This window comes from Gemella massiliensis, assembly GCF_900120125.1.
Taxonomy (GTDB): Bacteria; Bacillota; Bacilli; order Staphylococcales; family Gemellaceae; genus Gemella; species Gemella massiliensis.
Window position 1 is genome coordinate 226,487 of the sequence record NZ_LT635545.1, and the last position, 23,216, is coordinate 249,702.

The following is a 23,216-nucleotide window of genomic DNA, read 5'->3' on the forward strand; positions in this document are numbered from 1 at the left end:
CTAACCTAGATAATTTTTTTCTATTCTTGTTGAGCTTTCGCTATTTAACTCTGAAACAAAAGCACGTGTAGTTGCTCTAATAAAACGTGTTAAAAAATTACTTGAAGCACGTTCGCTGCGAATTTCAATAACGCTTGGATTTGATAACTTTTTCTCCTCTTTGATGTAATTAATCATGTCATCTTCCGTACCAATTTTATCAACCAATTTATTCGTTACCGCTTGGGTTCCGCTATAAGTTCTGCCGTCTGCTAATTTTCTAACATCATCTTCACTCATATTTCTTCCCTCGGCTATAACTTTTACAAAGCGATCAAATGATTCTTTATTTTGCTCTTGCAAAATTTTTCTTGTTGATTCCGGTAAATCTTCAGCAACACCGCCGATTGCTTTTTGTTCTCCTGAGCGAATAGTTTCTTGTTTAATACCTTTATCATTAAGGTACTTTTGAGCTGAGATATAACTCATAATAACTCCGATAGAACCTGTTGTCGTTTCATTATTGGCAAATATTTTTTTTGCTGCCATAGATACATAATATCCACCTGAGGTTGCTTGTTTTTTCATAACAACATAAACATCTTTGCCACTTTCTTTTAATGCTTTATATAATTCTGCAGTTTCATATACTCCACCACCTGGGGTATTTACAGATAACAATATGGCTTTAACATCTGAATTATTTTTTGCAGTTTTTATCTGGTTCAAAACTGAACTTTTTGAATATTCATTTGTCATCTCCGAAGTTATTTCTCCCTCAATAGAGATTTTTTGGATTATTTGGTTATCATCTCCAGATTTTAATGTTAATTTTGTTGTCGATTGATTTGCCAAAAATGACCATAAATACTCACTGATTGTTTCTTCTTTTTTTGTATTACCGTTCTGTTGTGATAGCGTTCCTTTTGCTAATGATAAAAATATTAATACCACTACCACAACAAGCGAAATTATTCTTTTATTTTTTTTATTCACTACTTTTCCCCTTTACTTTTATTTTTAAAGTGAGAACAATATAAATTTTAAGCTCTTTCCCTACTTACCTTTTATTCTCCATAACTTTTTGAAACAAATTTATTATATCGTTTCATAAAAGCAAGTTCGGCAGTTCCGGTTTGCCCATTTCTATTTTTTGCAACAATTACCTCAACAGTTGATACATCGTTTTGTTCTTGTATTTCACTTTCATCTGTATCAGCATTGCGGTAATAATCTCCACGATATAAAAATGATACTATATCAGCATCTTGCTCAATACTTCCCGACTCCCTTAAATCACTCATCATCGGGCGTTTATCCTGACGTGATTCCACACCACGTGAAAGTTGAGAAAGTGCAATGACAGGGCAGTCCAATTCCCTTGCCATTTGTTTTAAACTTCGTGATATTTCTGATACTTCCTGCTGACGATTATCCGTTCTTTTGCTTCCTTGTAGAAGTTGAAGATAATCAATAACGACCAAATCCAATCCATGCTCACTTTTTAACAATTTACATTTTGCTTTAACTTCATTAACCTTAATAAATGCACTGTCTTCAATGAAAATATTTTTCTGATTTAAAAAATGAACCGCAGTTTCTAACTTAAATAAATCATCATTATCAAGTGTTCCTTTTTTAATTTTTTCAGAATCCAACATTCCTTCACTGCAAATCATACGAGATACCAGCTGATCCGCTCCCATCTCCAGAGAAAAAAGTGCTACCGTTTTTTTCTCATCTTCAGTCTTATGATTTTTACCCGCAATATTTAAAGCGATATTCAAAGCAAAAGCTGTTTTACCCATTGAGGGTCTTGCCGCTAAAATAAACAAATCTCCTTTCCCCAGTCCTACCAACTGATCCAAAGAACTGAATCCGGTTGGCATTGCAACGTTTTGCCCTTCACCTGACATTCTAGCCAATATTTCTTTAAAAACTTCATCGGTAACATCTTTCATGTTTTTAAAGTGTGATTGTTTGGCACGCTCCATAGCTCGTTCAACTTGATCGAAAAGTGTCGCTGTCAACGAATCAATATCAGCATTCCCCGCATTCATCTCCTCCGTACTGCTAAGAAGAGCTCCACGTATTTCACGATAAATTGAATAGCGTTTTACCAAAGTTGCATAGTGCATAATATTACGTGTACTTGGTGTTACATCATATAATTCCACTATGTATAATGAAGCATTTGATGTTCGAAATGCCCCGCTGTCGTTTATTTCTTCAAATATCGTAGTAGTATCGGGTGTAATTTCCGCTTCATCTAATCTCAAAATCGCACTATAAACGTCTTTATTTCTTTCATCATAAAAATCTTCAACTTCAACAGCAGCCTTTACCTCAACCAACTTTTCCGGATCTCTCATTAAAGCCCCTAAAAGCGACTGTTCTGCCAAAATGACCGAATCAATATGATACTTCATATTACCACCTCATTTTTACGCTTGTTCTACCACATGTACTTTAATCACACCTTGCACTTCATTGTGAATTTTTATTTTTACATTAGTGTACCCTAATGACTGAATTCCTTGAGGTAGGTCAATTTTTTTCTTATCTACTTTAAGGTTATGTTGTTTTTTTAACTCTTCAACAATCTGCTTAGAAGAAACAGAACCGAATAAACGTCCCCCTTCTCCCGCTTTTACACTAATTTTTACCTCAATATCTTCCAATTGTTTAGCTAATAAATTAGCTTGAACCAATTCCTCTTGTTTATCTTTTTCGACACGTTTTTGTTGACCTTTTAGAGTTGCCATATTCGCATTATTAGCGATAACTACCTTCTTATTATTTAAAAGAAATTTCGCATAACCATCTGCTATTTCTTTTACTTCTCCTTTTTTACCTTTACCTTTTACGTCTTCTACAAAAATTACTTTCATGTCCCATATCTCCTTTTTATGCTAATAAAATTTCATCTATCGCTTTATTCAATCTCTCCAGAACTTCTTCAATTGTCGTCTCCTCAATTTGAGTTGCCGCATTGGCAAGATGTCCTCCACCACCAAGCTCTTCCATTACCAACTGAACATTCATATTTCCTAATGAACGTGCCGATACCCCGACTTTATTTTCATCTAAATATCCGACAGCAAAACTGCACTCTATCCCCTTAAGGCTAAGAAGTAAATCAGCACTTTGAGCAAGCATTACATTAGTATATTTTTTATCATTTGGTGCTAATGCTATAACTATCTCTGACGTTTTTTGAATGGAATTATTAATAATTTCTACCCTATTCATAAAGTTTTCAATAGGTTCTTTTAATATTGTTTTTACTTTAGTAGGATCTGCTCCATTACTGCGAAGATACCCTGCGGCAGAAAAAGTTCTTGACCCTGTTCTTATAGAAAAGTTTTGAGTATCAACAACTATTCCGCCAAGCATTATTGTAGCAGCCAGCGGTGTTATTTTTTCTATCTTCGTTTGATATTCTATTAATTCTGCTATTAATTCCGATGCTGACGACGCATATGGCTCTATATAGGTTAGCAGCGGATTAGTAATAATATCTTCTCCTCGTCTATGATGATCTATTATTACTTTTTTAGTTGCTTTTTGTAAAATACCGACATCAATAACACGAGAGGCATCTGACGTATCAACTATAAGAAGAGTAGTTTGCGGTGTCATAAGTTCCCATGCCTCATCACTTGTTACAAATACTCTCGCAAGATTCTCATCCGTCGAGTGAATTTCAGCCATAATTTTCTTAATTGTTTCATCCATATCGCTCTCATTTAAAACGATATAACACTCTTTACCGACTATTTTCGAAAAAGTATAAATACCGATACAACCACCTATAGCATCAAAATCAGGACGCTTATGTCCCATAACAATAATTTTATCACTATCATTAACAATATCTGCCAAAGCATTGGATACCACACGTGCCTTAATTCTCGTTCTTTTTTCTTGAGGGTTTGTTTTTCCGCCATAAAATCTAATTGTTCCGTCAACATCCTTTATAGCTACTTGATCTCCGCCACGCCCTAAAGCCAAATCTAATGAACTTTTCGCCAATTCCCCAAGCTCCGGTAAAAAATCTGTTCCTACTCCAACACCGATACTTAGTGTGACCGGTGCATCAAAATCTTCTTTTAAGTTTCTAATTGAATCTAAAATTTGAAACTTATCTTTTTCTATTTTTTTTAAATCTTTAACATTAAGAAGTCCAATAAATCTGTCCTCGTCTATTCTTTTGAGATAAATACTGTTTTTCTTCGCCCACTCTGTAAGAGTTATGACAATATTTGCATCTAACCTGCTAGCTACTTCATCATCTAAAGAATCATAAACATCTTCATAATTATCAAGACTTAAATTTAAAATAATAGGACGTGTATCCCTAAAACGTTGCATTACAACTTTTGCCTCGGTTATATCAAAGAAATAAATATAGCCGCTATCTTTTTGGTAATTAACTTTATAATGTTTCCCAAAAATTTCAAACTGGTTGTCCACAGGTGTTTCCACCTCAAAAAGATTGGCTAATTCCGGCATAAGTTCTAAAATATTCACACCATGGATTTCATCAACTTTTATATTTTTATAAATAAAATTATTCGCCCACTCTATATTTTTTTCTTCATCAATAACAATAATTCCAATAGGGAATTTATTTATTCCTTTCTCAGTCGAATCTTTAATCCTGTTAGTCAACTTATTGATATACCTTGTTGTCTGTTCTTCTTGTTTTTGTCCGTGGTAATAAAAAGGAATAAGCAACAATAGACCTACTATAAGATAGACGATTAAACTTTCTATACTGAATATCGAAATAAATACCGCACCTAAGATAAATATTATTAAAATAAGTACTTCGTATTTTCTTTTTTCACTCATATACTTATCTTCCTTTCCGCAATGTCATAAATTTTTCTCTTAACTTAAATAAACTGTCAACAAAACCGATAAGTTCAAATATCGGACTTAGAAAAATCATCATTATCACCAACAACGGTTTAACCGCCTTTACACCTCTATTCTGCTCCACAAAGAAAAAGACGGTAAACAGCCCGTTAAGCGTAAATGCCAACGCTAATACCCCGACAACATTTTGTGTAACAATCGTCCAGAAGTCATAATTATTTGTATTTTGCATTTCTAAAAATAGACTAATCAAGGTTAACACAACATAAAAATATCCTATTTTAGTGCTTAACATAATTCTGCTAAATTTAGGAAACGTCGGTATAATTACATACTCTTTTGATAACATAGTTAAGGTATACTGTCCAAGTCCTAAACTATAAACAAATAACGCTACAAATATCGTTACCGGGAAAGTTTTCTTAAATGATTCAAAATTTGCAAGAAGTAAATTTTTATCAATCTCTTTATTTGCCATTATCATGGTATTAACATTATCATTTACTATTTTAGATATTTGTTCAAAATTAATATTTAATGCACCTTGCTTAATAAGTAACGCTACATAAATTGCCAGCCCCAAAAACAAAAATGCTGTCATAGTTAAAAGCAAAATAACTTTAGAATGTCTATCGCAAATTAATTTATAAATAATATAAGCTATAAAAATATGTAATGTAAACCAAAGAGCAAACCCTGACGGTGAAAGAACCAAAACTATAACAATTCCTATTGTTGAAAGCGGTAAATATAATTTTTCGCCTTTAGCTCCTAATACATAAGTTAAAGGGAATACCGATAAAAATGCGGCTATTATTTCTACCCTAAGCAACGCCCCTAATAATGCTAATAGAATAAAACTTATACTATAAGCTATTACTTTTTTATTACTTGGTTCTTTAAAGAAAAATTTATTTGCAAGTAATTTTTCCAATTCTTCTTTTATCATTTGTGAAATGTTATCTTTCAATTTAACACTCCTTTATTCTTTAATTAAAACTAATTTTTTATACAGAATAAAAAATAAGTTAATCTCAAATTTGTTTTTATTCAAAAATTAATAATTTTCAATATTTTAAATCAACATTATCCTTATTATTATACCAAATTAGAACTATTTTTTAAAGAAAAATATTATTTTTATTTCACAGCTCTCCCTTTAAATTTTTTTTATTAATTTTTATAATTTTTTATTAAAATAATTGACAAAGATTATTATTCAAACTATTATTATGTGTGTAGAGAAGAAAATAATTTAAAAAGGAGGAATATTATGAAAAAATATATTATTACAATAACTACCACAGTCTTAGTTGTCCTTATTTTCGCACTTGGAGGTTATTATTATTTATCAGTTAACAATAATTCAAACACCACGAATGAAAACTCTCAAACTGTAACTAAGAAAGAAAATTCTTCTCAAGATGAAAAAAATAAAGAGTCGGATACCAATAATCCAGTAGAAGCTTTAGACAGTCTTCGTGGAAAAACTCCGGATAATATTAATAAACCAACTGTCATCAACGGAATATTACTGGCAAATAAGAAGCATCCACTTCCTAAAAATTATAATCCGGGAGAAGATGCTACGGCTAGGCAAAATGTTAATAAACTTATTAAAGATGCACAAAAACGTAACCTTAATGTTTCAAATCAAGTTTCCGGCTTTAGAAGTTATCAAACTCAAACCGAACTTTATAACAACTACATTAATGAGCATGGTAAAAAAGAAGCCGATACTTTTTCCGCACGTCCGGGTTATAGCGAACATCAAACAGGTTTAGCTTTCGATTTAATCGATAATGACGGTCAACTGCTAGGTTCCAGCGGCACCAGTGACAGTAGCGTACAAGCTGCACGTTGGCTTGCTGATAACGCTCACTACTACGGCTTTATTATAAGATATAAACCCGAATTTGTTAATAAAACCGGCTACATGGCTGAAAGTTGGCATATCCGTTATGTCGGAGAAAATATTGCCAAAACAATTTATGAAAAAAATATTTCACTCGAAGAATATTTAAACGCCTTGGGTGGAGATTATTTAGAGTAAAAGGAGAATTATATGAATAACGAAAAAAACAATAGTTTTAACCCTCAAAATTATAATGAAAATAATGAACACCAATTTAATCAAAATGGTTATTATGATGAAAACGGTAATTATATTGAACTGAACGGTTATTATGACAATCAGGGGAATTTTCATACACAAAGCGGTTATTACGATCAACAAGGAAATTTTTTCCCTTATAGCAATAACTATTATAACGATTTTGGAACACAAGAAAACTATGTTGAACAAAATAGTAGCGGATACGAGAATCCCGTTACCTACAATACGAAAAATCATTCCGGTAACACAAACCATAACGATCACCCAAACTTCATACCGCCTATAAATAAAACTCATAACAATGACCAATATAACAATCAACAATTTACCCCATCCGACGGTTATAGTAACAAGAAGAAAAAAAGTATTGTTCCAATTATTTTAACGAGTATAGTTACTTTCGCAGTTCTTGTTGTCGGATTATACTTTGGTTATACTAAATTTATAAAAAAAGAAGCTGTTATTGATTTATCTAAATATGAAGTCAACTTTGTAACTTATGGTACTGAAGGCGACGGAAAACCTGAAGTTGATATAAAAAAAGTTCCCGATATAAATAATACAACATCAGAAATATCAAACTTCCTTGCTAACCCCGATGTTAGTTTTGATAAAAAAGACGGGCTTAAAAATGGCGATAAAGTGGAAGTAACTATTACCCTTAACAAAAATACCGCAAAAAAATTAAATTTAAAAACTACCGGAGAATTTAAACGTCAATTCACCGTTAACGGTTTAAACGAAAAAACGAAGGAAAAAGAAACCATTATTGTCAAAGATAAATCGTCAAATTCTTCAAATAATTCAACCCCTTCTGAAGAACGAACAGTTTATGTCAAACCGACTGAAGGAGTAAATCTTAGAAGTTCTGCTAATGACTCAAGTTCAATTTTAGCAACTATAAAAGTTGGTCAACGTATATCTCAACACTATATTGAAAAAAATTCAAACGGTGAAAAATGGGCATATGTAACCTACAACGGGAAAAATGGCTGGATAAGAGCTGATCTTCTCGAATAATAACAAAAACACAAAAGATTTTCAGTAAATAAAGTCTTTTGTGTTTTTTTATAACTTAGTTGTCTCTTACCCTTAGCTTAACCATAAGCATACTTAGAAGTGTTATACAAATAACAATTAAGAATATTGATTTCCCTTGACTAAATCCTAAAAGTCCATTTTTAATATGTTTAGCTATCCAAACATAAACATAGTCACCATAATAAATACCAAGTGCAAAAAATGCTTGATAAATACCCATACTGATATTTCTATATTCTCTATCAAAATACTGCATGGCAAGGGAAATTAAAACATTATACGACCCTCCATACGCTAACCCGTTAAAGATATAGCTTACAAAGATAATGTAGGGATTGCTCACATAAAGTGCTATAATGTAAAATATTAAAGCACTGCTAAAACAAACCAACAATGTTTTTTGAATACCAATTTTTCTTGTAAAGTAAACTCCTACTAAAATACCCGCTATTAATTGCGGAACTGCAAATACTGCATCTATATAAGCAAGCATAAGCGGAGACATATTTAATTCAGTTTTTCCATAAGCTACCATATTAGCACCGCTAGTAGAAAATTTTATAAATGATAACAACAACGCTAATAAACAAACATAAATAAAACTTTTATGTTTCAAAACTGTTCTAACCTTATTAAAAGAAAAATTACTGTCTTTAGATGCATAATCTTTCATCATAAATGTTAAAATAAATGTTGCAACAGCAATACTTCCGGACACTATCCACATATAGTTGAAATGTTTATATGTATTCATAGTCATAACATATTGAATTGGTGCTGCCACAAACTCTGCCAACAATGGTGCTGCTGAAAGAATGGACACCGAAACAGCCACCTTATCTCCGGAAAAAGTTTCCGAAAAAATAACATTAAATAACGCCAACATCGTTGCACTAAGCCCAAGAGATAATGAGGATAGATACAACGTAATATAATTTCCGTTAAATGCTACTAAAAATGAAGTAATAATAAGTAAAAACAATGAAATTTGAACAAATATTTTTCTTCTTCTGAAAATATCACTCGCCAAAAACATCGGTAATCTTACTATTAAACTCGTAAGCCCATAGCCCGCCGCTATTTGAGCCGCAAGTACCGGACTTAACGAAAGTCCGCCATGCTCAACAGGGGTTATCGCATACAGTTTTCGATATGCCCTTATTATGCTGATTGCAGACCAAAAAAGAACCAAAATCCAAAAAATTATCATTTGATTTTTATTTAGCTCGAATTTCCTTGATAAATAAAATACAACTGCCAAAATAAAAACAATCATAATTAAAGAAAGTAAAATTTTTGTTTTAATCATCTCCCAACAAAATTATTAACCTTTTGAATTATAACATAAAATTTAAAATATATCAGCTGATAGGAATGCTACAAAGAAAAAAAGGGTAAAATCCCCTTTTAAAATTATCAGTAAAAATATTTTATTATACATTTCTTACGAGTTATCTTTTTCTATATCATTTAAGATTAAAGAAAATGTACTTCCCCTTCCATACTCACTTTTTACCAATATATCACCATTAAGCTGATGAGCAAGTTGCTTTGCGATAGAAAGCCCTAATCCATAGCCGCCGGTTTCTAAATTACGAGAGGTTTCTACCCTGTAAAATCGTTTGAAGATACTATCCAATTCTTCCGGTGAAATACCTTGTCCTTCATCTATAACTGAAATTTGCAATTTATTATTTTTTACTTCTGCAATAACTTCGACTTTCGTTCCTTTTTTTGAATATTTAAAAGCATTATTTATAAGATTTACTATAATACGTAATAATTTGTCATAACTGCTAACTATCTTAGCTGATTCCGGAATAACTTTAATGTAAATATCCCTTTTTTCTTTTTCTATCAACAGTCTAAATTCTGACATACAATCAATTAATAACTTATCCAAGAAAATAATATCTTTACCGGTAAAATCATTCTCTTTATCAAAAGTATTAAGTGTTAAATAATTTAACTCTTCTACAAGTTTATTAAGTCGCTCGGTTTGTCGTCCTATAGTTTTAAAATAATGTGGATACTCTTTTTTATCAATTACGCCGTCCAACATACCCTCGACTGTTGCCTGAATTGACGTTATAGGGGTCTTTATATCATGCGATAGTTGAGCAATCATAATACTTTTTTCTTTTTCACTCTCAGCTAAAGATTCAAAAGTTTCCTCCAGATTTTTTGACATTTCATTGAATGCCTTAGCCAATTCAGCAAATTCTATTGGATTTTTCACATCTGTAACAAAATCAAATTTTTTTTCAGAGACGTAGTTAACTTGTTTTTTTAGACTCGCTAAAGAGCTGAATACACGAGATAATAAAAACAAACTGACTACGGCTCCTATAACACTCGCTACAATAGTTGTTAAAATAATAAAATATGTACCTTTTGTATCAATTAACATTTTATTTACCGCCCAAATAACCGCTATAATGGTTATTAACGTTGAAATCAAATATCCAATTAAAATATAATTTTTTAGTTTCATTATTATCTCCTTTCTTTAAAATTATTATACTTAAAGTTACAATCGCTCTATACAGCTTTTTCAATTTTATATCCTAATCCCCAAACCGTTTTAATGGTTGGAGTTTTTTCTGTACTGTATTTAGATAAATCTTGACGAAGTGCATGGATATGTACATTTAAAGTATTAGTATCATCTACATAATCTTCTTGCCATATTCTTTCATATAACTCCGTTTTAGAAAAAACACGTTCCGGATTGCTTGCTAAAAGCCATAATAATTCAAAAGATTTTACGGTTAAATCCAACTCTTTTTCTCCAACAATTACCAATCTGCTGGCATGATTTATTTGAAGATCACCTAAAGTAATTGATTCTGATGCTACCCCAACTTTTTTTATTCGACGCAAAATATTTCTCACTCTAAGCACAAGCTCTCTCGGGCTGAACGGCTTAGTTATAAAATCATCAGCTCCCATACTAAGCGCATAAATTTTGTCAGGCTCTGCTGTTTTTGCCGTAATAAATAGAAATGCTTGTTCAGAATTTATGTATTGAATCTCACTTATAAAGTCATATCCGTCCATATTCGGCATCATAATATCCGTAATTATTAAATCTATCTTCATTTTCTTAAATATTGTAAGTGCTTCTATCCCGTCATGAGCCGTTACTACATCATATCCCGCTTGTTCTAAATACCTTTTATTTATTTCCGTTATTTCTATTTCATCATCTACCAACAAAATTTTATTTTTCATATTTATCCTCTCTTAAAAAATAGTGCTATACAGTAAGAGTATAGCACTATCTTATTCTTATATTCAAGCAAAGCCTCTTAATATATACTTATGCCCCTACTTTTATTATCTGTTTTTTCTTTTTATCGCAAAGAACCCAAGAATACTCGCAAAGATAAGTCCAATAATTCCTGCCAATGTCAAATTCGTTTCAGATTGACCTGTATTAGGCAATCTTGTTTTACCGTTTGATAAAGTTCCTTGATTAGTTGTACTATTGGTTAACTGCGAACCGTTTTGGTTGGTATTTGATGAATGCATATGATGCCCATGATGTCCACCCATACCCATATGTCCTTTATTCATAGGATCTGTTGGATTATGCCCGTTATGATTATGATCTTTGTGGTTATGTTTTCCTTTAAGATTAATCGTTACCTTTTTAGTTGCTATAACGTTACTTAAATCAGGTTTACCGTTTTTTGAACCGTATACTTTTACCGTTGCCGAGTAACTTTGTGTTCCGTTTGCTTTTAGTTGCTCAAGCAATGCTTTATCCGATTTACCTTTTGCTTTTCCGTCCAGTTCTACATTGTAGAAGTAATGACCATTTGTTAATTTATCCAATGGTAACAGTCCGGGGTGCTTCGCTGTTCCGTTATCAGACCACAGTGCTTTGTCAGATGATTTTAGTAACAGTCTTGTTAACATTCCATCTCCTCCAAAGGCTTCATATGGTATTACTTGGTTTACCCCTGCTGTAAACGGTCCGGGATATTTTGCATTTTCTAAATAACTTGCCGGTACATCTATTTTATCTTTAATATTTTCCGATACTGATTTTTTTACATCTTCCGGTTTTGTCATTTCGTGTTTCATCATTCCTTTTAAGTTAATCGTTACCTTTTTGGTTGCTATAACGTTACTTAAATCAGGTTTGCCGTTTTTTGAACCGTATACTTTTACCGTTGCCGAGTAACTTTGTGTTCCGTTTGCTTTTAGTTGCTCAAGCAATGCTTTATCCGATTTACCTTTTGCTTTTCCGTCCAGTTCTACATTGTAGAAGTAATGACCATTTGTTAATTTATCCAATGGTAACAGTCCGGGGTGCTTCGCTGTTCCGTTATCAGACCACGGTGCTTTGTCAGATGATTTTAGTAACAGTCTTGTTAACATTCCATCTCCTCCAAAGGCTTCATATGGTATTACTTGGTTTACCCCTGCTGTAAACGGTCCGGGATATTTTGCATTTTCTAAATAACTTGCCGGTACATCTATTTTATCTTTAATATTTTCCGATACTGATTTTTTTACATCTTCCGGTTTTGTCATTTCATGTTTATGTTTCATATTTTTATCTTGAGATTTTGGTTCAGCTTTATTATCAGCGACTTTCTTTTCCACCTTAGAATTTTCGGTCATCATATCCGATTTTTTTATACTTTTACCTGTCATCTCTAATTTCTTATTAATTTCATCTATATTTTTAGGTTGTAAAATATCTCTACTTTCTTTTACTTCCGTAAGTTTGTTGGTTTTTAATTCAGCGGCATTTACTTGGGCAGCACCTCCTATCATACTACTTGCTACAATTACTGAAGCAACTCCTACTCCACTAAGACGTCTAATTGACCATTTATTACGTTTTTCATTATTTAAACTCATACGATTATTTTGCATAAAATATTCTCCTTATTTTTTCTTTATGATTAAAGTATACAAAATTAAAATTAAATACTTCTTAGAAAAAGTTAAAATATTTCTTAAATAATCCTTATTTATTTGTTATATTCGGTTTTTATTAGAAAATAACTTCTTTAAAGTTGAGTAAAAATATAAAATAAGCTCAATTCTTTATACCTTTCAACCGTTACAACATAAATATGGAGGATAATTTTCTTATCCTCCATACTATTTTATACATTTAGAAATTTACATACTAAATTTTATTGTATAATTTATTCTATTAACTTTAATACAAAGCTATTAATTATCGCAGATATTTTTTTCTACCTACTATTAATAACGCAGCTGCCAACAATCCTATTCCTAAGTTTTCTAATCCGCTATCTGTTAGTCCTGTTTTTGGTAGTGGCGGTGTTGGTGGCGGTGGTAATAATTTGTTTGTTAAATTATAACCGTTTATTTCTTTTGTATATCCTGCTACGTCTTCTTCATCTATTGTATACTTAACTTCTTTTCCGTCTTTGTATTTATCCAAATTGTCAAAGCTGTATTTCCAACCGTCTTTTTCCGTTACTTCTTTTGAAGCTACTTCTTTTCCATCAGCCAATAATTTTACTTTGATTTTTGTTGGACGTTTGCCACTTTGGTTATTGTTGTCAATCCATGTTTTTAGTCCTGCTACACTTACTTTTTCAGGTACATGTTTGTTTATTAGATTAAAATTGTGTATTATTGTTTCGTAGAATTCTACTACTTCTTCATCTATTGTGTATTTAACTTCTTTTCCGTCTTTGTATTTATCCAAATTATCAAAGCTGTATTTCCAGCCGTCTTTTTCCGTTACTTCTTTTGAAGCTACTTCTTTTCCATCAGCCAATAATTTTACTTTAATTTTTGTTGGACGTTTTCCATCTTGGTTGTTATTATCGTCCCATGTTTTTAGTCCTTCAACTTTTGTTTTTTCAGGAACGTGTTTATTTGTTAGATTAAAGCCGTCTATTGCTTTTTCGTAGAATTCCACTACTTCTTCATCTATTGTGTATTTAACTTCTTTTCCGTCTTTGTATTTATCCAAATTATCAAAGCTGTATTTCCAGTTGTCTTTTTCCGTTACTTCTTTTGAAGCTACTTCTTTTCCGTCAGCTAATAGTTTTACTTTGATTTTTGTTGGACGTTTTCCGTCTTGGTTGTTGTTGTCGTTCCATGTTTTTAGTCCTTCAACTTTTGTTTTTTCAGGAACGTGTTTGTTTGTTAGATTAAAGCCGTCTATTGCTTTTTCGTAGAATTCCACTACTTCTTCGTCTATTGTATACTTAATTTCTTTTCCGTCTTTGTATTTATCCAAATTGTCAAAGCTGTATTTCCAGTTGTCTTTTTCTGTTACTTCTTTTGTAGCTACTTCTTTTNGTTTGTTAGATTAAAGCCGTCTATTGCTTTTTCGTAGAATTCCACTACTTCTTCGTCTATTGTATACTTAATTTCTTTTCCGTCTTTGTATTTATCCAAATTGTCAAAGCTGTATTTCCAGTTGTCTTTTTCTGTTACTTCTTTTGTAGCTACTTCTTTTCCGTCAGCTAGTAGTTTTACTTTGATTTTTGTTGGACGTTTTCCATCTTGGTTATTGTTGTCGTTCCATGTTTTTAGTCCTTCAACTTTTGTTTTTTCAGGAACGTGTTTATTTGTTAAATTAAAGCCATCTATTGCTTTTTCGTAGAATTCTACTACTTCTTCATCTATTGTGTATTTAATTTCTTTTCCGTCTTTGTTGTATTTGTCCAAGTTGTCAAAGCTATATTTCCAACCGTCTTTTTCCGTTACTTCTTTTGTAGCTACTTCTTTTCCGTCAGCCAGTAATTTTACTTTGATTTTTGTTGGGCGTTTGCCATCTTGGTTGTTGTTATCGTCCCATGTTTTTGTTCCACAGATTTTTATTGTATCTTTTTCGTTAAGGACTTCTTTAGTTATTGATTTATCACTACCAAAATCATTTGGGCCGATTTTTATTTCTGTCGGATCTAATTTATAACCGTCAGGTGCTTTTGTTTCTTTAATAGTATAGTTATCTTTTAACAGTTTTGTAATTGATATTTTTCCGTTATCATCTGTCGTAAACTTCCCTATTACTTGTCCGGTTGTATCACGTGTTACTTGGAATTCAGCACCTTTTAGTGCTTTTCCTCCATTTTTATCTTTTTTAAGTAGATTAATAGAGTACACATATCCTTCCGCTTTACCTCCGGCTGCCAAATATTTCAAATCAAATTTCATTTCATAGTTTTCTGTTCCACTATGCTTTAATATTGCTTTATTTGTAAATACTTCTCCATCTGCAGGAGTATAGTCAGCTTTTATATCATAAGTTACCATGTAACCTTTTTTACCGATGTTCCCTAATTCAAGAGAAAATCCTTTTTGGTCAGCATCCATAGTTATCTTACTCTTGTAAGTGGCAGTAACATCTTTTTGATTTTTATAATTCCAATATGCCTTATCTGTATCCCAAAACCATTCTACTTCATACACTTTAATAGTATCTTTTAGTATATTAACTTTGTAAATATCGTCACCCAGTCTATCTTTAAGAACTACATTTTTTAAATCTGTAGCACTTCTGTTAACAGCAACGGTATAGTGGAAAAGACTTTTATCTTTTGCGTCTTGTACACCGGTTTTATCTACTGTAGTATCAACTTTTTTATTAGGTCCTTTATAATGTAATGTCCCTGCAGAAATTGTTACATCATTACTTATAGTGAATTTAAGATTAATATCTTTTTCTTGTTTAACTTTAGTTTCATCAACCCTTGCGTAGAAGAATAGCTCTCCTTTTACACCTGAGTGTTTTTCAGGATAATCCGTATATGTTAAAGTAATTGTTTTAGTAGCAGAATCTATTACAGCTTTAGCTACTAGTTTACCTTCAGAATCATTTACATCAAAATCTATTGTGGTACTAAAAGCTAATTCGTCAGGTAATTTTATTGTACTAGTATCACCCTTATGAACTTTATTATCTTTAAGAGCAAACTTAGCGTTTACTTTAAAAGTTTCCCACATCTTAACTCCATCTTTAGGTATCGGTTTCCCATCGTTATCAGTGATATACATTTCTGTAATTATATCATTATGCATTGCGGCATTTCTTGCTATAGATTTTATTATATTATCAGGAATATTTTCGGTTTCACCTCTTTTCTCTGATACAATATTTGTAGTTCCTTTAGCATTAACACCTAAATCCACAGTATTGTCAGCTTTTTCATTTGTTTTTGCTGTATTATCAGCTTTATCGCTAACTTTTTTCTCTGTAGCTTCGGTGCTCTTGCCTTGAGTTTCTTTTTTAACTTCATTTTTTTGTACTTTTGTACTTGTAGTTAAATTCTCTCCCTGTTTTCCACCTTCTGCCCTAGCAATATTTGTGTTTGAACTTATAACTGTAGTCAATATTGTACTACATATTAAAAGTACAGTCGTTATCCATATAAAAATTTTCTTTTTCATGAATACTTCTTCCTTTCTTTGTATTTTTAAGTAGGATTTAATTTACACCTTAAATATTACATACACTATAACATACCTGACAAGATAAACACACTCATATCAGTAATGCAAACTAATAACCTACTCCACGATATATTATAACATACCGCAGTTTTATTGTAAATTAAATCCTAGTTTTTTGTCCATTTTTATTTAATTATCTTACTCTTTTCCCTATACTAACATTATTTAATAGTCTTTTATTGTAGCTTAAAATAATATTCAAAAAACCGGTATTTATAACTAACTTATCAAAAAATATAAATTAAAATTATATACATTATCGCAAAATATTTTAAAAAGCCAAGATTTTAAGAATTATACTTCTCAAATCTTAGCTCTTTTTACTTTTAAACTGTTTTAATTATTCCTATAGATTATTTTTTAAAATCGGCATTAACATTTCACTCGCTATGTCATTTGAACTTCTTTCATTTAATAAATATTTAACTATTTCATACCCGAAAAGCGTAGCTACTGCCGGCCCTTGTGCCGTAATAACATTTCGGTCCACAACAACGGCTTTAGCACTGTTGTATAATCTACATTCTATTTCTTTTTTAAATCCCGGATATGATGTTACTTCTTTATCTTTCAGTATCCCCGCTTTACTTAACACTATTGGAGCTGCACAAATGGCAGCTACTAATTTATTTTTCTGATATATTGTTTGATAAAATTCAATAATTTTTCTATTGTCTCTAAGCAAGGTGCTTCCGGGCAGTCCACCGGGGATAACTATAGCATCATAGTCTAAAATATTTTCTATTTCTTTAAGTTTTTTATCGACTAATACTTTCACATTGTGACAACCGGTTATATAATTTTCGTTATTTGCAGATATAAGATCTACATTTAATCCGGCACGTCGCATAATATCTAACGGTGCAATAAATTCTAATTCTTCACTACCATTTTCCACGAATAAAGCTACTTTTTTTGTCATTCTAATTCTCCTCCTTTAATTATGTTTTATAGTTTTATTTTAACTTATCGTTTTAAAAATAAAAAGAAATAACATTTGAAATAATAAAAATTATAACATTTATTATATCTTATATTCAAAAAAGCAACTACCTGCGGAAGATAGTTGCTCAGTGTTTAAACTCTTATTTAATTATTTACTTAGAAATTTCCAATACACCGTACCCTGTATCACGACGTTTGTAAACTATAGAAATTTCGTTAGTTTTTGCATCTAAGAATGCGAAGAAATCATGTCCTAAAAGTTCCATTTGAATTACAGCTTCTTCTCTTGTCATTAATTCTACTGTTAATTGTTTTACTTTGCCGAAATCTAATGTTGATTCTTCCGTTTCTACTAATTCGCTTGTCAATAAGTTTTCATTGATAAAGCCTTTTTCACGACCTTTTCGATTAATTTTTGTTTTATGTTTTCTCATTTGACGTTCAAGTTTGTCAACTGCCAAATCAACGGCAGCATACAAGTCTTCATTAACTTCTTCCGCACGTAAAGTTACACCTTTAAGCGGTACGGTAATTTCAATTTTTTTCTTACTATTTTTATATACTTTAGCATTAGCATAAACGTTTGCTTCTAAACTTTCAGCAAAGTATTTTTCTAATTTAGAAACTTTGTTTTCAACATACTCTCTAATCGGTTGAGTAATCTCCAAATTCTCTCCACGTACTTGATATCTTAACATTTTAAAGCACTCCTTTCATAAAGCAACCTAACTGCTTTATAGGTTTTCCCCTTTATTTATATTTTCATTATACCATTTTATAAAAGCATTATCAATATCTTTTTACTAAGAATTAGCATTATAAAATTAAAGTATTTTTAAGGTTTTAAATCTATTTTTTATCTTCGGTAAATGCTAATGTTAAAAAACTAATTTCACAATTTTTAAATTTATTTTCTAATTGTTTCGCACAATTTTTCAATGTATTACCACTTGTAAAAACATCATCTACTATTAAAATTTTTTTATTATTTTCCCCTACCGTATCTCCAAGGAGTTTAAAATTATTTTCCATTCTTTTTTTATGTAATTTCGCCTGTTTTTCTCGATATGAGCAAGTCAATAATTTTTTATACTCTACATCGCAAAGTTCACAAATTAACTCAATATGATTGTAACCTCGAATAGTTTCTCTCGTTATATTTGACGGTACGATTGTAATAATATCAAATTTATATAATCTCAAAAACTCTTTAAATAATTTTTTAAATTTTATTCCTTGAGAAATATCTCCAAAGTATTTTATATTATAAATTATTTCTTTAATAAATTTATAATTACAAAAATAATATAAAGTATAATTTTCAATTCTGATTTTATTAATACTGATATTTTCTCTACATCTATCACATAATTTTATAGTTTCTTTTTTGGAAAAAATATTTTTAAAGCTGAGTTTCTCTTTTATCTCCTTATCGCAAAAACTACATTTCATAATAACTCTCCCTATTTTTTAATATTCAACTTTTTCTGTTTAGCTAGTGCGTTCATATACTTTATTTCTTTAATCGCAGAGTTTATATTTTTTGTTACTTTATCTGTTAAAAAAATAATCTTCCCAGAATTATCATATTCTTTTCTGCCTACTCTTCCTGATATTTGGATTAACGCCTCTTTTGTAAAATGACTATGGCTTGCGTCAAAAACCGCTATGTCTAAGTAGTCAAAGGTAACACCACGCTCAAGCACCGTAGTCGTTACAAGAATATTAGTCTTATTACTATAAAAATCCGCTATTTTTTCAGAACGTTTTTTATCTTCACTATGAACACTGTTAATAAAAATACTGTCATCTTCTAACAATAGCTTTATATAATTTACTAAGTTTTCACACATTGCAATAGCTGGCACAAATATTAGAATTTTCCGTTTATTTTTTAATGATTCTAAAATAAAATCCTTTAAATTTTTTGATAATTCTTCTAAAATAAATACATTATTTTTTTCTATCTTGACTTTGGGTATCGGTAATAAATGTTTATGATACCTTATCGGTATTTTTATAATTTCATCTACAAATCTTTTAATTTTTTTTGATGGTGTTGCAGATAAAAATATAAGGGAAGAATTTTCTTTTAAACCGGTAAGTACTCCTTCTTCTAATAAAGAATCACCATAATACGGAAAAGCATCAACTTCGTCAATAATAACTACATCGAAATAATTATAATATTTCATTAGTTGATGAGTTGTCATTATGTATATTTTTGACCCGGTTAATATTTTTTCATCACCATGTAAAACATTAATTGCCAATTCTTTAAAATCTCGTCTAAATCTAATTGCCAATTCTTTTACCACGTCTTTTCTCGGAACGGCAAAACATAGAGTTTTATTTTCGTTAATGGTTCTATATACCGTTTCATAGACTATTTCGGTTTTTCCCGCTCCACATACTGCCCATACTAATGTATTTTTGTTTTGTTTTAAATTTTCTACCAGACTACATGATGCTTTCTTCTGTTCAAAACTAAGTTCAACGTCAGGTTTTTTTATTTTAATATTTTCTAAGGGGATATTTATATAAAACTTCGGCACTCTGTTATCAGCTCTACCAAATTTCACACAACGTTTGCAGTAAACAACCTCTTTTTTGTTATAAATAAAAGTAAAAAAATTACTTTGCACCTTATTATCACACTGTAAGCAGTGATATTTTTTATCCTTTTGTTCAACACAAAAAACTCTTTTTATATATGAACTATAATCTAAATAATGAATTTTTATTTTTAGAGATATAAGTTGATTAATAGATAATAAAAGACCGTTATATCGGCTGAGATATAAATATTCTTCTTGTGAAATTTCACAAATAATATTGTTTATAATATCACTATATATTTGTTCAAAATCTTTATTATAATGATTATATTCCCTGTATTCTTGGTAAATGTTATTATATATTTTTATTTTTTCTTCTTCATCTAACGTTGAATATTTTACATAATATAATGCCTCAATAAATTCACAATATGTATCAAAAAACATCTTACTTTCCTCCTGTGTTCATTATACAGCTATTTTTCTTTAAGTTAAACTTATTTTGTCATTATTTTTGTAATTTATCATCTAGGTTAATTTTCTCTTTAACAAAAAACTAATTTTTTATATAAAACTACAAAAAAGATGAACTCTCTTTCGTTAATTCATCTTTTTTATTATTATTCAATTATTTGTTCGTTACGAAGATTGCTTTTAGTATATGTTATATTTCATAAATTTTATTCTTTCGGGAAAAATATCGTTCCTTCTGTTTTAGTTTGACCTTTTGTTATAGAATCAACAATCGTACTGGCTTGCTCTAAAGCAATAATATTCCCATTTCTATCTTCTATCAAAATCTTTCTTCCGGTATATGGAGTGTAAACACTTGTTGCTATGTTTTCTATACGAATATAATAATTTTCATCTAAGCCTTTTTCTTTTAACATATTTTTTATTTGAGCTAAATTATCATCACTATAGTCAACATATTCAAAAAGTTTGCGATTTAGCAGACGATACGCCAAATCACTCGCAATAATATCATCTTTATTTTGTATTAACGAACAACAGTAAAACAACGCATTTTCATCCAGTTTAAAATAATCTTCTACACTTGTTTTTCTATCGGTCAAAAATGGTACGAGTACGGTAAGGTCGGCAAAATATTCGGGATTTACTTTGAATAAATCTTTTAAACGTTTAAACAACTGAATAAATACCGTTTCATAACTGCGGGCTACCGGATGAAAATATACTTGCCAATACATCTGATACCTTGCCATAATATAATCTTCTACACTGTGAATACCCGTATATTTAGTCACTAAATATTTTTTTCCGTCAATATTTTTCCTAACACGTAACGTTCTTAACACACGTTCAAGGTCAAACTGCCCGTAACTCGTTGCTGAAAAGTATGAATCTCTCAAAAGATAATCCATGCGATCTGCATCTAATTGTCCTGAAACAATTTGATTTAATATATCATTAGGATGAGTATGTTGAATAATTGATACTATATCATGCGGTAATTTTTTATGAACTTTACACAATATACTGTTTAATTGTGTATTTTCTAAAATTATTTTCGCCGTATATTCTTCATGATTATATTTTGTCACATGTTCAAAAGCGTGCGAAAAAGGTCCATGCCCAACATCATGTAATAGCCCCGCTAACATAACACACACTTTTTCATATTCGGTTAGCTCCACACTTAATGACTTAATCTCCGTTACCATACGACGAACTATTTCGTATACACCTAAAGAGTGAGAAAAGCGTGAATGTTCTGCACTTGGATATACCTGAAAATCACCACCGAGTTGGCGAATACGACGTAAACGTTGAAACTCCTTGCTATCCAAACAATCCCAAATTACTTTGTATTTAATGTGTATATAACTATGCACCGGATCTCTTAGCACTTTTGTTTCTTCTAATTTATTTAACTGCATTTAAACAACTCCTTTCATTACTACATTGTTTCTTACACAGTTATTATAACAAAGCTGATAAAAAAAAGACAGACCTAAGTCTGTCAGATTTTCTTATTCTTATTTTTCGTCTACAACGTATGGTAAAAGTGCCATGTGTCTAGCTCTTTTAATTGCTGTAGTTAACATTCTTTGATACTTAGCTGAAGTACCTGTTACACGACGTGGTAAGATTTTCCCACGTTCTGAGATGAATTTTTTTAGTAATTCTACATCTTTATAATCGATAAATTCAATATTATTTTTTGTAAAATAACATACTTTTTTACGACGACGCATATTATTACGACGATTGTTATTTACTGCCATTTTGCATATCCTCCTATGTTTTTTTTAATCTTCTTTAAACGGATTTACTACATCCTGCATGAAGTCATCATCTAAATTACTTGGGAAATTTTCTCCAAAATCAGAGAATGATGAACTGTCATTAATAAAATCCTGCATAGCTGTATTAGCTTGTCCTTGGTTTGAATTAGAATATCCACTGTTAAATGGATTTGGTTGAGATTGTTGTTGATTAAAACTCATTGAGTCAAATCCGTTATTTTGTCTATTTGTACTAGACTTAGGCTCTAGAAATTGAACAGTATTAGCTACTACTTCCGTAACATAAACAGTATTACCGTCTTTACCTTGATAATTACGTGTTTGAATACGTCCTTCTACACCTATTAAGCTACCTTTCGCAAGAAATCTTGCCATATTTTCAGCTTGTTTTCTAAACGCTACACAGCTGACAAAGTCCGCATTACGTTGCCCATTTTGATCGGTAAATGTTCTGTTAACAGCTACCGTAAAATAAACCATAGGTATATTTGAACTAGAATATCTTAATTCTGGATCTCTCGTTAATCTTCCAACTAACACTACGTTATTAATCATAGTCTACCCTCTCTTATTTTTCTAATCTTACAACCATGTGACGAATAATATCATCGCTAATTTTTGCTAAACGATCAAATTCTTTTGTAGACGCATCTGTTTCTGAAGTTAATTCTACTACATAGTAGTATGCATCGCTGAAGTCTTCAATTTCATATGCTAGACGTTTTTTACCTAAGTCTTTTACTTCAACGGCTTCTGCACCTTCTGAAAGAATATTTACAAAACGATCAACCACAGATTTTTTAGCTTCTTCATCAATACGTGGTTGAACAGCAAACATTACCTCATATTTTCTCATGTGTGTTACCTCCTTTTGGTCTTTGCGACTCCCTATTTTAGCGAGAGTAAGGAGTAATAAAATTACTCTAGCAGTTATTGTATCAAATATAAAAATAAAAATCA

21 protein-coding genes are annotated in these 23,216 nt (G+C 30.9%); 2 read left to right on the top strand and 19 right to left on the bottom strand.

Annotated features, from left to right (window positions below; all coding sequences use genetic code 11):
- From sppA to BQ7358_RS03825, 5 genes are all read right to left on the bottom strand, one after another.
- On the bottom strand, nt 1–975 hold the full coding sequence (sppA, locus tag BQ7358_RS03805) for a signal peptide peptidase SppA (protein ID WP_062174492.1): 975 nt from the start codon (nt 973–975) through the stop codon (nt 1–3).
- 71 nt (nt 976–1,046) lie between these two features.
- Nucleotides 1,047–2,408, bottom strand: a complete 1,362-nt coding sequence (gene dnaB / locus BQ7358_RS03810) for a replicative DNA helicase (protein WP_062174494.1) — start codon at nt 2,406–2,408, stop codon at nt 1,047–1,049.
- A gap of 15 nt (nt 2,409–2,423) precedes the next feature.
- A complete protein-coding gene (rplI, locus tag BQ7358_RS03815) occupies nt 2,424–2,870 on the bottom strand; it encodes a 50S ribosomal protein L9 (protein WP_062174496.1) in 447 nt (148 codons plus the stop codon).
- Nucleotides 2,871–2,886: 16 nt separating this feature from the next.
- Complete coding sequence (locus tag BQ7358_RS03820; RefSeq protein ID WP_062174498.1) at nt 2,887–4,836, bottom strand: DHH family phosphoesterase; 1,950 nt, start codon at nt 4,834–4,836, stop codon at nt 2,887–2,889.
- Nucleotides 4,837–4,840: 4 nt separating this feature from the next.
- Complete coding sequence (locus BQ7358_RS03825) at nt 4,841–5,833, bottom strand: DUF2232 domain-containing protein (RefSeq protein ID WP_062174500.1); 993 nt, start codon at nt 5,831–5,833, stop codon at nt 4,841–4,843.
- 303 nt (nt 5,834–6,136) lie between these two features.
- On the opposite strand from BQ7358_RS03825, the gene BQ7358_RS03830 reads away from it, so the two are divergent.
- A complete protein-coding gene (locus BQ7358_RS03830) occupies nt 6,137–6,916 on the top strand; it encodes a M15 family metallopeptidase (protein ID WP_062174502.1) in 780 nt (259 codons plus the stop codon).
- Between the two features lie 12 nt (nt 6,917–6,928).
- Nucleotides 6,929–7,999: an SH3 domain-containing protein gene (locus BQ7358_RS03835; RefSeq protein WP_062174504.1), complete on the top strand. Its 1,071-nt coding sequence runs from the start codon at nt 6,929–6,931 to the stop codon at nt 7,997–7,999.
- A gap of 55 nt (nt 8,000–8,054) precedes the next feature.
- On the opposite strand, the gene BQ7358_RS03840 is transcribed toward BQ7358_RS03835, so the two are convergent.
- The 14 genes from BQ7358_RS03840 to rpsF all read right to left on the bottom strand — a co-directional run bounded on the left by BQ7358_RS03840 (nt 8,055) and on the right by rpsF (nt 23,112).
- Nucleotides 8,055–9,329, bottom strand: a complete 1,275-nt coding sequence (locus tag BQ7358_RS03840; RefSeq protein ID WP_062174506.1) for an MFS transporter — start codon at nt 9,327–9,329, stop codon at nt 8,055–8,057.
- 135 nt (nt 9,330–9,464) lie between these two features.
- Nucleotides 9,465–10,514: a sensor histidine kinase gene (locus BQ7358_RS03845; protein WP_062174508.1), complete on the bottom strand. Its 1,050-nt coding sequence runs from the start codon at nt 10,512–10,514 to the stop codon at nt 9,465–9,467.
- 47 nt (nt 10,515–10,561) lie between these two features.
- Complete coding sequence (locus BQ7358_RS03850) at nt 10,562–11,254, bottom strand: response regulator transcription factor (protein ID WP_062174509.1); 693 nt, start codon at nt 11,252–11,254, stop codon at nt 10,562–10,564.
- Between the two features lie 105 nt (nt 11,255–11,359).
- On the bottom strand, nt 11,360–12,913 hold the full coding sequence (locus tag BQ7358_RS03855) for an SSURE domain-containing protein (RefSeq protein ID WP_200773558.1): 1,554 nt from the start codon (nt 12,911–12,913) through the stop codon (nt 11,360–11,362).
- A gap of 310 nt (nt 12,914–13,223) precedes the next feature.
- Complete coding sequence (locus tag BQ7358_RS03860) at nt 13,224–14,264, bottom strand: Cna B-type domain-containing protein (protein ID WP_072520231.1); 1,041 nt, start codon at nt 14,262–14,264, stop codon at nt 13,224–13,226.
- Nucleotides 14,265–14,314: 50 nt separating this feature from the next.
- Entirely contained in the window at nt 14,315–16,420 is a 2,106-nt protein-coding gene (locus BQ7358_RS03865; RefSeq protein WP_072520232.1) for a Cna B-type domain-containing protein, read from the bottom strand.
- A 409-nt stretch (nt 16,421–16,829) separates the two neighbouring features.
- On the bottom strand, nt 16,830–17,405 hold the full coding sequence (locus BQ7358_RS03870) for a DJ-1 family glyoxalase III (protein ID WP_062174512.1): 576 nt from the start codon (nt 17,403–17,405) through the stop codon (nt 16,830–16,832).
- Between the two features lie 175 nt (nt 17,406–17,580).
- A complete protein-coding gene (hpf, locus tag BQ7358_RS03875; protein ID WP_062174515.1) occupies nt 17,581–18,126 on the bottom strand; it encodes a ribosome hibernation-promoting factor, HPF/YfiA family in 546 nt (181 codons plus the stop codon).
- A gap of 151 nt (nt 18,127–18,277) precedes the next feature.
- The gene (locus tag BQ7358_RS03880; protein ID WP_062174517.1) at nt 18,278–18,880 is read right to left on the bottom strand and encodes a ComF family protein; all 603 of its coding nucleotides are present in this window, start codon (nt 18,878–18,880) and stop codon (nt 18,278–18,280) included.
- A gap of 11 nt (nt 18,881–18,891) precedes the next feature.
- Nucleotides 18,892–20,433: a DEAD/DEAH box helicase gene (locus tag BQ7358_RS03885; protein ID WP_072520233.1), complete on the bottom strand. Its 1,542-nt coding sequence runs from the start codon at nt 20,431–20,433 to the stop codon at nt 18,892–18,894.
- Nucleotides 20,434–20,666: 233 nt separating this feature from the next.
- Nucleotides 20,667–21,887 (bottom strand): HD domain-containing protein, encoded by a 1,221-nt coding sequence (locus BQ7358_RS03890; protein WP_062174521.1) that lies wholly within the window; start codon nt 21,885–21,887, stop codon nt 20,667–20,669.
- 99 nt (nt 21,888–21,986) lie between these two features.
- On the bottom strand, nt 21,987–22,235 hold the full coding sequence (rpsR, locus tag BQ7358_RS03895; RefSeq protein ID WP_021752292.1) for a 30S ribosomal protein S18: 249 nt from the start codon (nt 22,233–22,235) through the stop codon (nt 21,987–21,989).
- Between the two features lie 24 nt (nt 22,236–22,259).
- The gene (locus tag BQ7358_RS03900; RefSeq protein WP_062174523.1) at nt 22,260–22,811 is read right to left on the bottom strand and encodes a single-stranded DNA-binding protein; all 552 of its coding nucleotides are present in this window, start codon (nt 22,809–22,811) and stop codon (nt 22,260–22,262) included.
- A gap of 13 nt (nt 22,812–22,824) precedes the next feature.
- On the bottom strand, nt 22,825–23,112 hold the full coding sequence (gene rpsF / locus BQ7358_RS03905) for a 30S ribosomal protein S6 (RefSeq protein WP_062174525.1): 288 nt from the start codon (nt 23,110–23,112) through the stop codon (nt 22,825–22,827).
- Nucleotides 23,113–23,216 lie beyond the last annotated feature (104 nt).

Excerpts from the sequence above, each read along its gene's own strand:
- dnaB (WP_062174494.1), bottom strand. The coding sequence starts at position 2,408 with ATGAAGTATCATATTGATTCGGTCATTTTGGCAGAACAGTCGCTTTTA.
- BQ7358_RS03835 (WP_062174504.1), top strand. The coding sequence starts at position 6,929 with ATGAATAACGAAAAAAACAATAGTTTTAACCCTCAAAATTATAATGAA.
- hpf (WP_062174515.1), bottom strand. The coding sequence starts at position 18,126 with ATGTTAAGATATCAAGTACGTGGAGAGAATTTGGAGATTACTCAACCG.
- BQ7358_RS03850 (WP_062174509.1), bottom strand. The coding sequence starts at position 11,254 with ATGAAAAATAAAATTTTGTTGGTAGATGATGAAATAGAAATAACGGAA.
- BQ7358_RS03870 (WP_062174512.1), bottom strand. The coding sequence starts at position 17,405 with ATGACAAAAAAAGTAGCTTTATTCGTGGAAAATGGTAGTGAAGAATTA.
- BQ7358_RS03880 (WP_062174517.1), bottom strand. The coding sequence starts at position 18,880 with ATGAAATGTAGTTTTTGCGATAAGGAGATAAAAGAGAAACTCAGCTTT.
- BQ7358_RS03900 (WP_062174523.1), bottom strand. The coding sequence starts at position 22,811 with ATGATTAATAACGTAGTGTTAGTTGGAAGATTAACGAGAGATCCAGAA.
- BQ7358_RS03840 (WP_062174506.1), bottom strand. The coding sequence starts at position 9,329 with ATGATTAAAACAAAAATTTTACTTTCTTTAATTATGATTGTTTTTATT.
- rpsR (WP_021752292.1), bottom strand. The coding sequence starts at position 22,235 with ATGGCAGTAAATAACAATCGTCGTAATAATATGCGTCGTCGTAAAAAA.
- BQ7358_RS03820 (WP_062174498.1), bottom strand. The coding sequence starts at position 4,836 with ATGAGTGAAAAAAGAAAATACGAAGTACTTATTTTAATAATATTTATC.
- rplI (WP_062174496.1), bottom strand. The coding sequence starts at position 2,870 with ATGAAAGTAATTTTTGTAGAAGACGTAAAAGGTAAAGGTAAAAAAGGA.
- BQ7358_RS03830 (WP_062174502.1), top strand. The coding sequence starts at position 6,137 with ATGAAAAAATATATTATTACAATAACTACCACAGTCTTAGTTGTCCTT.
- BQ7358_RS03890 (WP_062174521.1), bottom strand. The coding sequence starts at position 21,887 with ATGCAGTTAAATAAATTAGAAGAAACAAAAGTGCTAAGAGATCCGGTG.
- rpsF (WP_062174525.1), bottom strand. The coding sequence starts at position 23,112 with ATGAGAAAATATGAGGTAATGTTTGCTGTTCAACCACGTATTGATGAA.
- BQ7358_RS03855 (WP_200773558.1), bottom strand. The coding sequence starts at position 12,913 with ATGCAAAATAATCGTATGAGTTTAAATAATGAAAAACGTAATAAATGG.
- BQ7358_RS03845 (WP_062174508.1), bottom strand. The coding sequence starts at position 10,514 with ATGAAACTAAAAAATTATATTTTAATTGGATATTTGATTTCAACGTTA.
- BQ7358_RS03885 (WP_072520233.1), bottom strand. The coding sequence starts at position 20,433 with ATGTTTTTTGATACATATTGTGAATTTATTGAGGCATTATATTATGTA.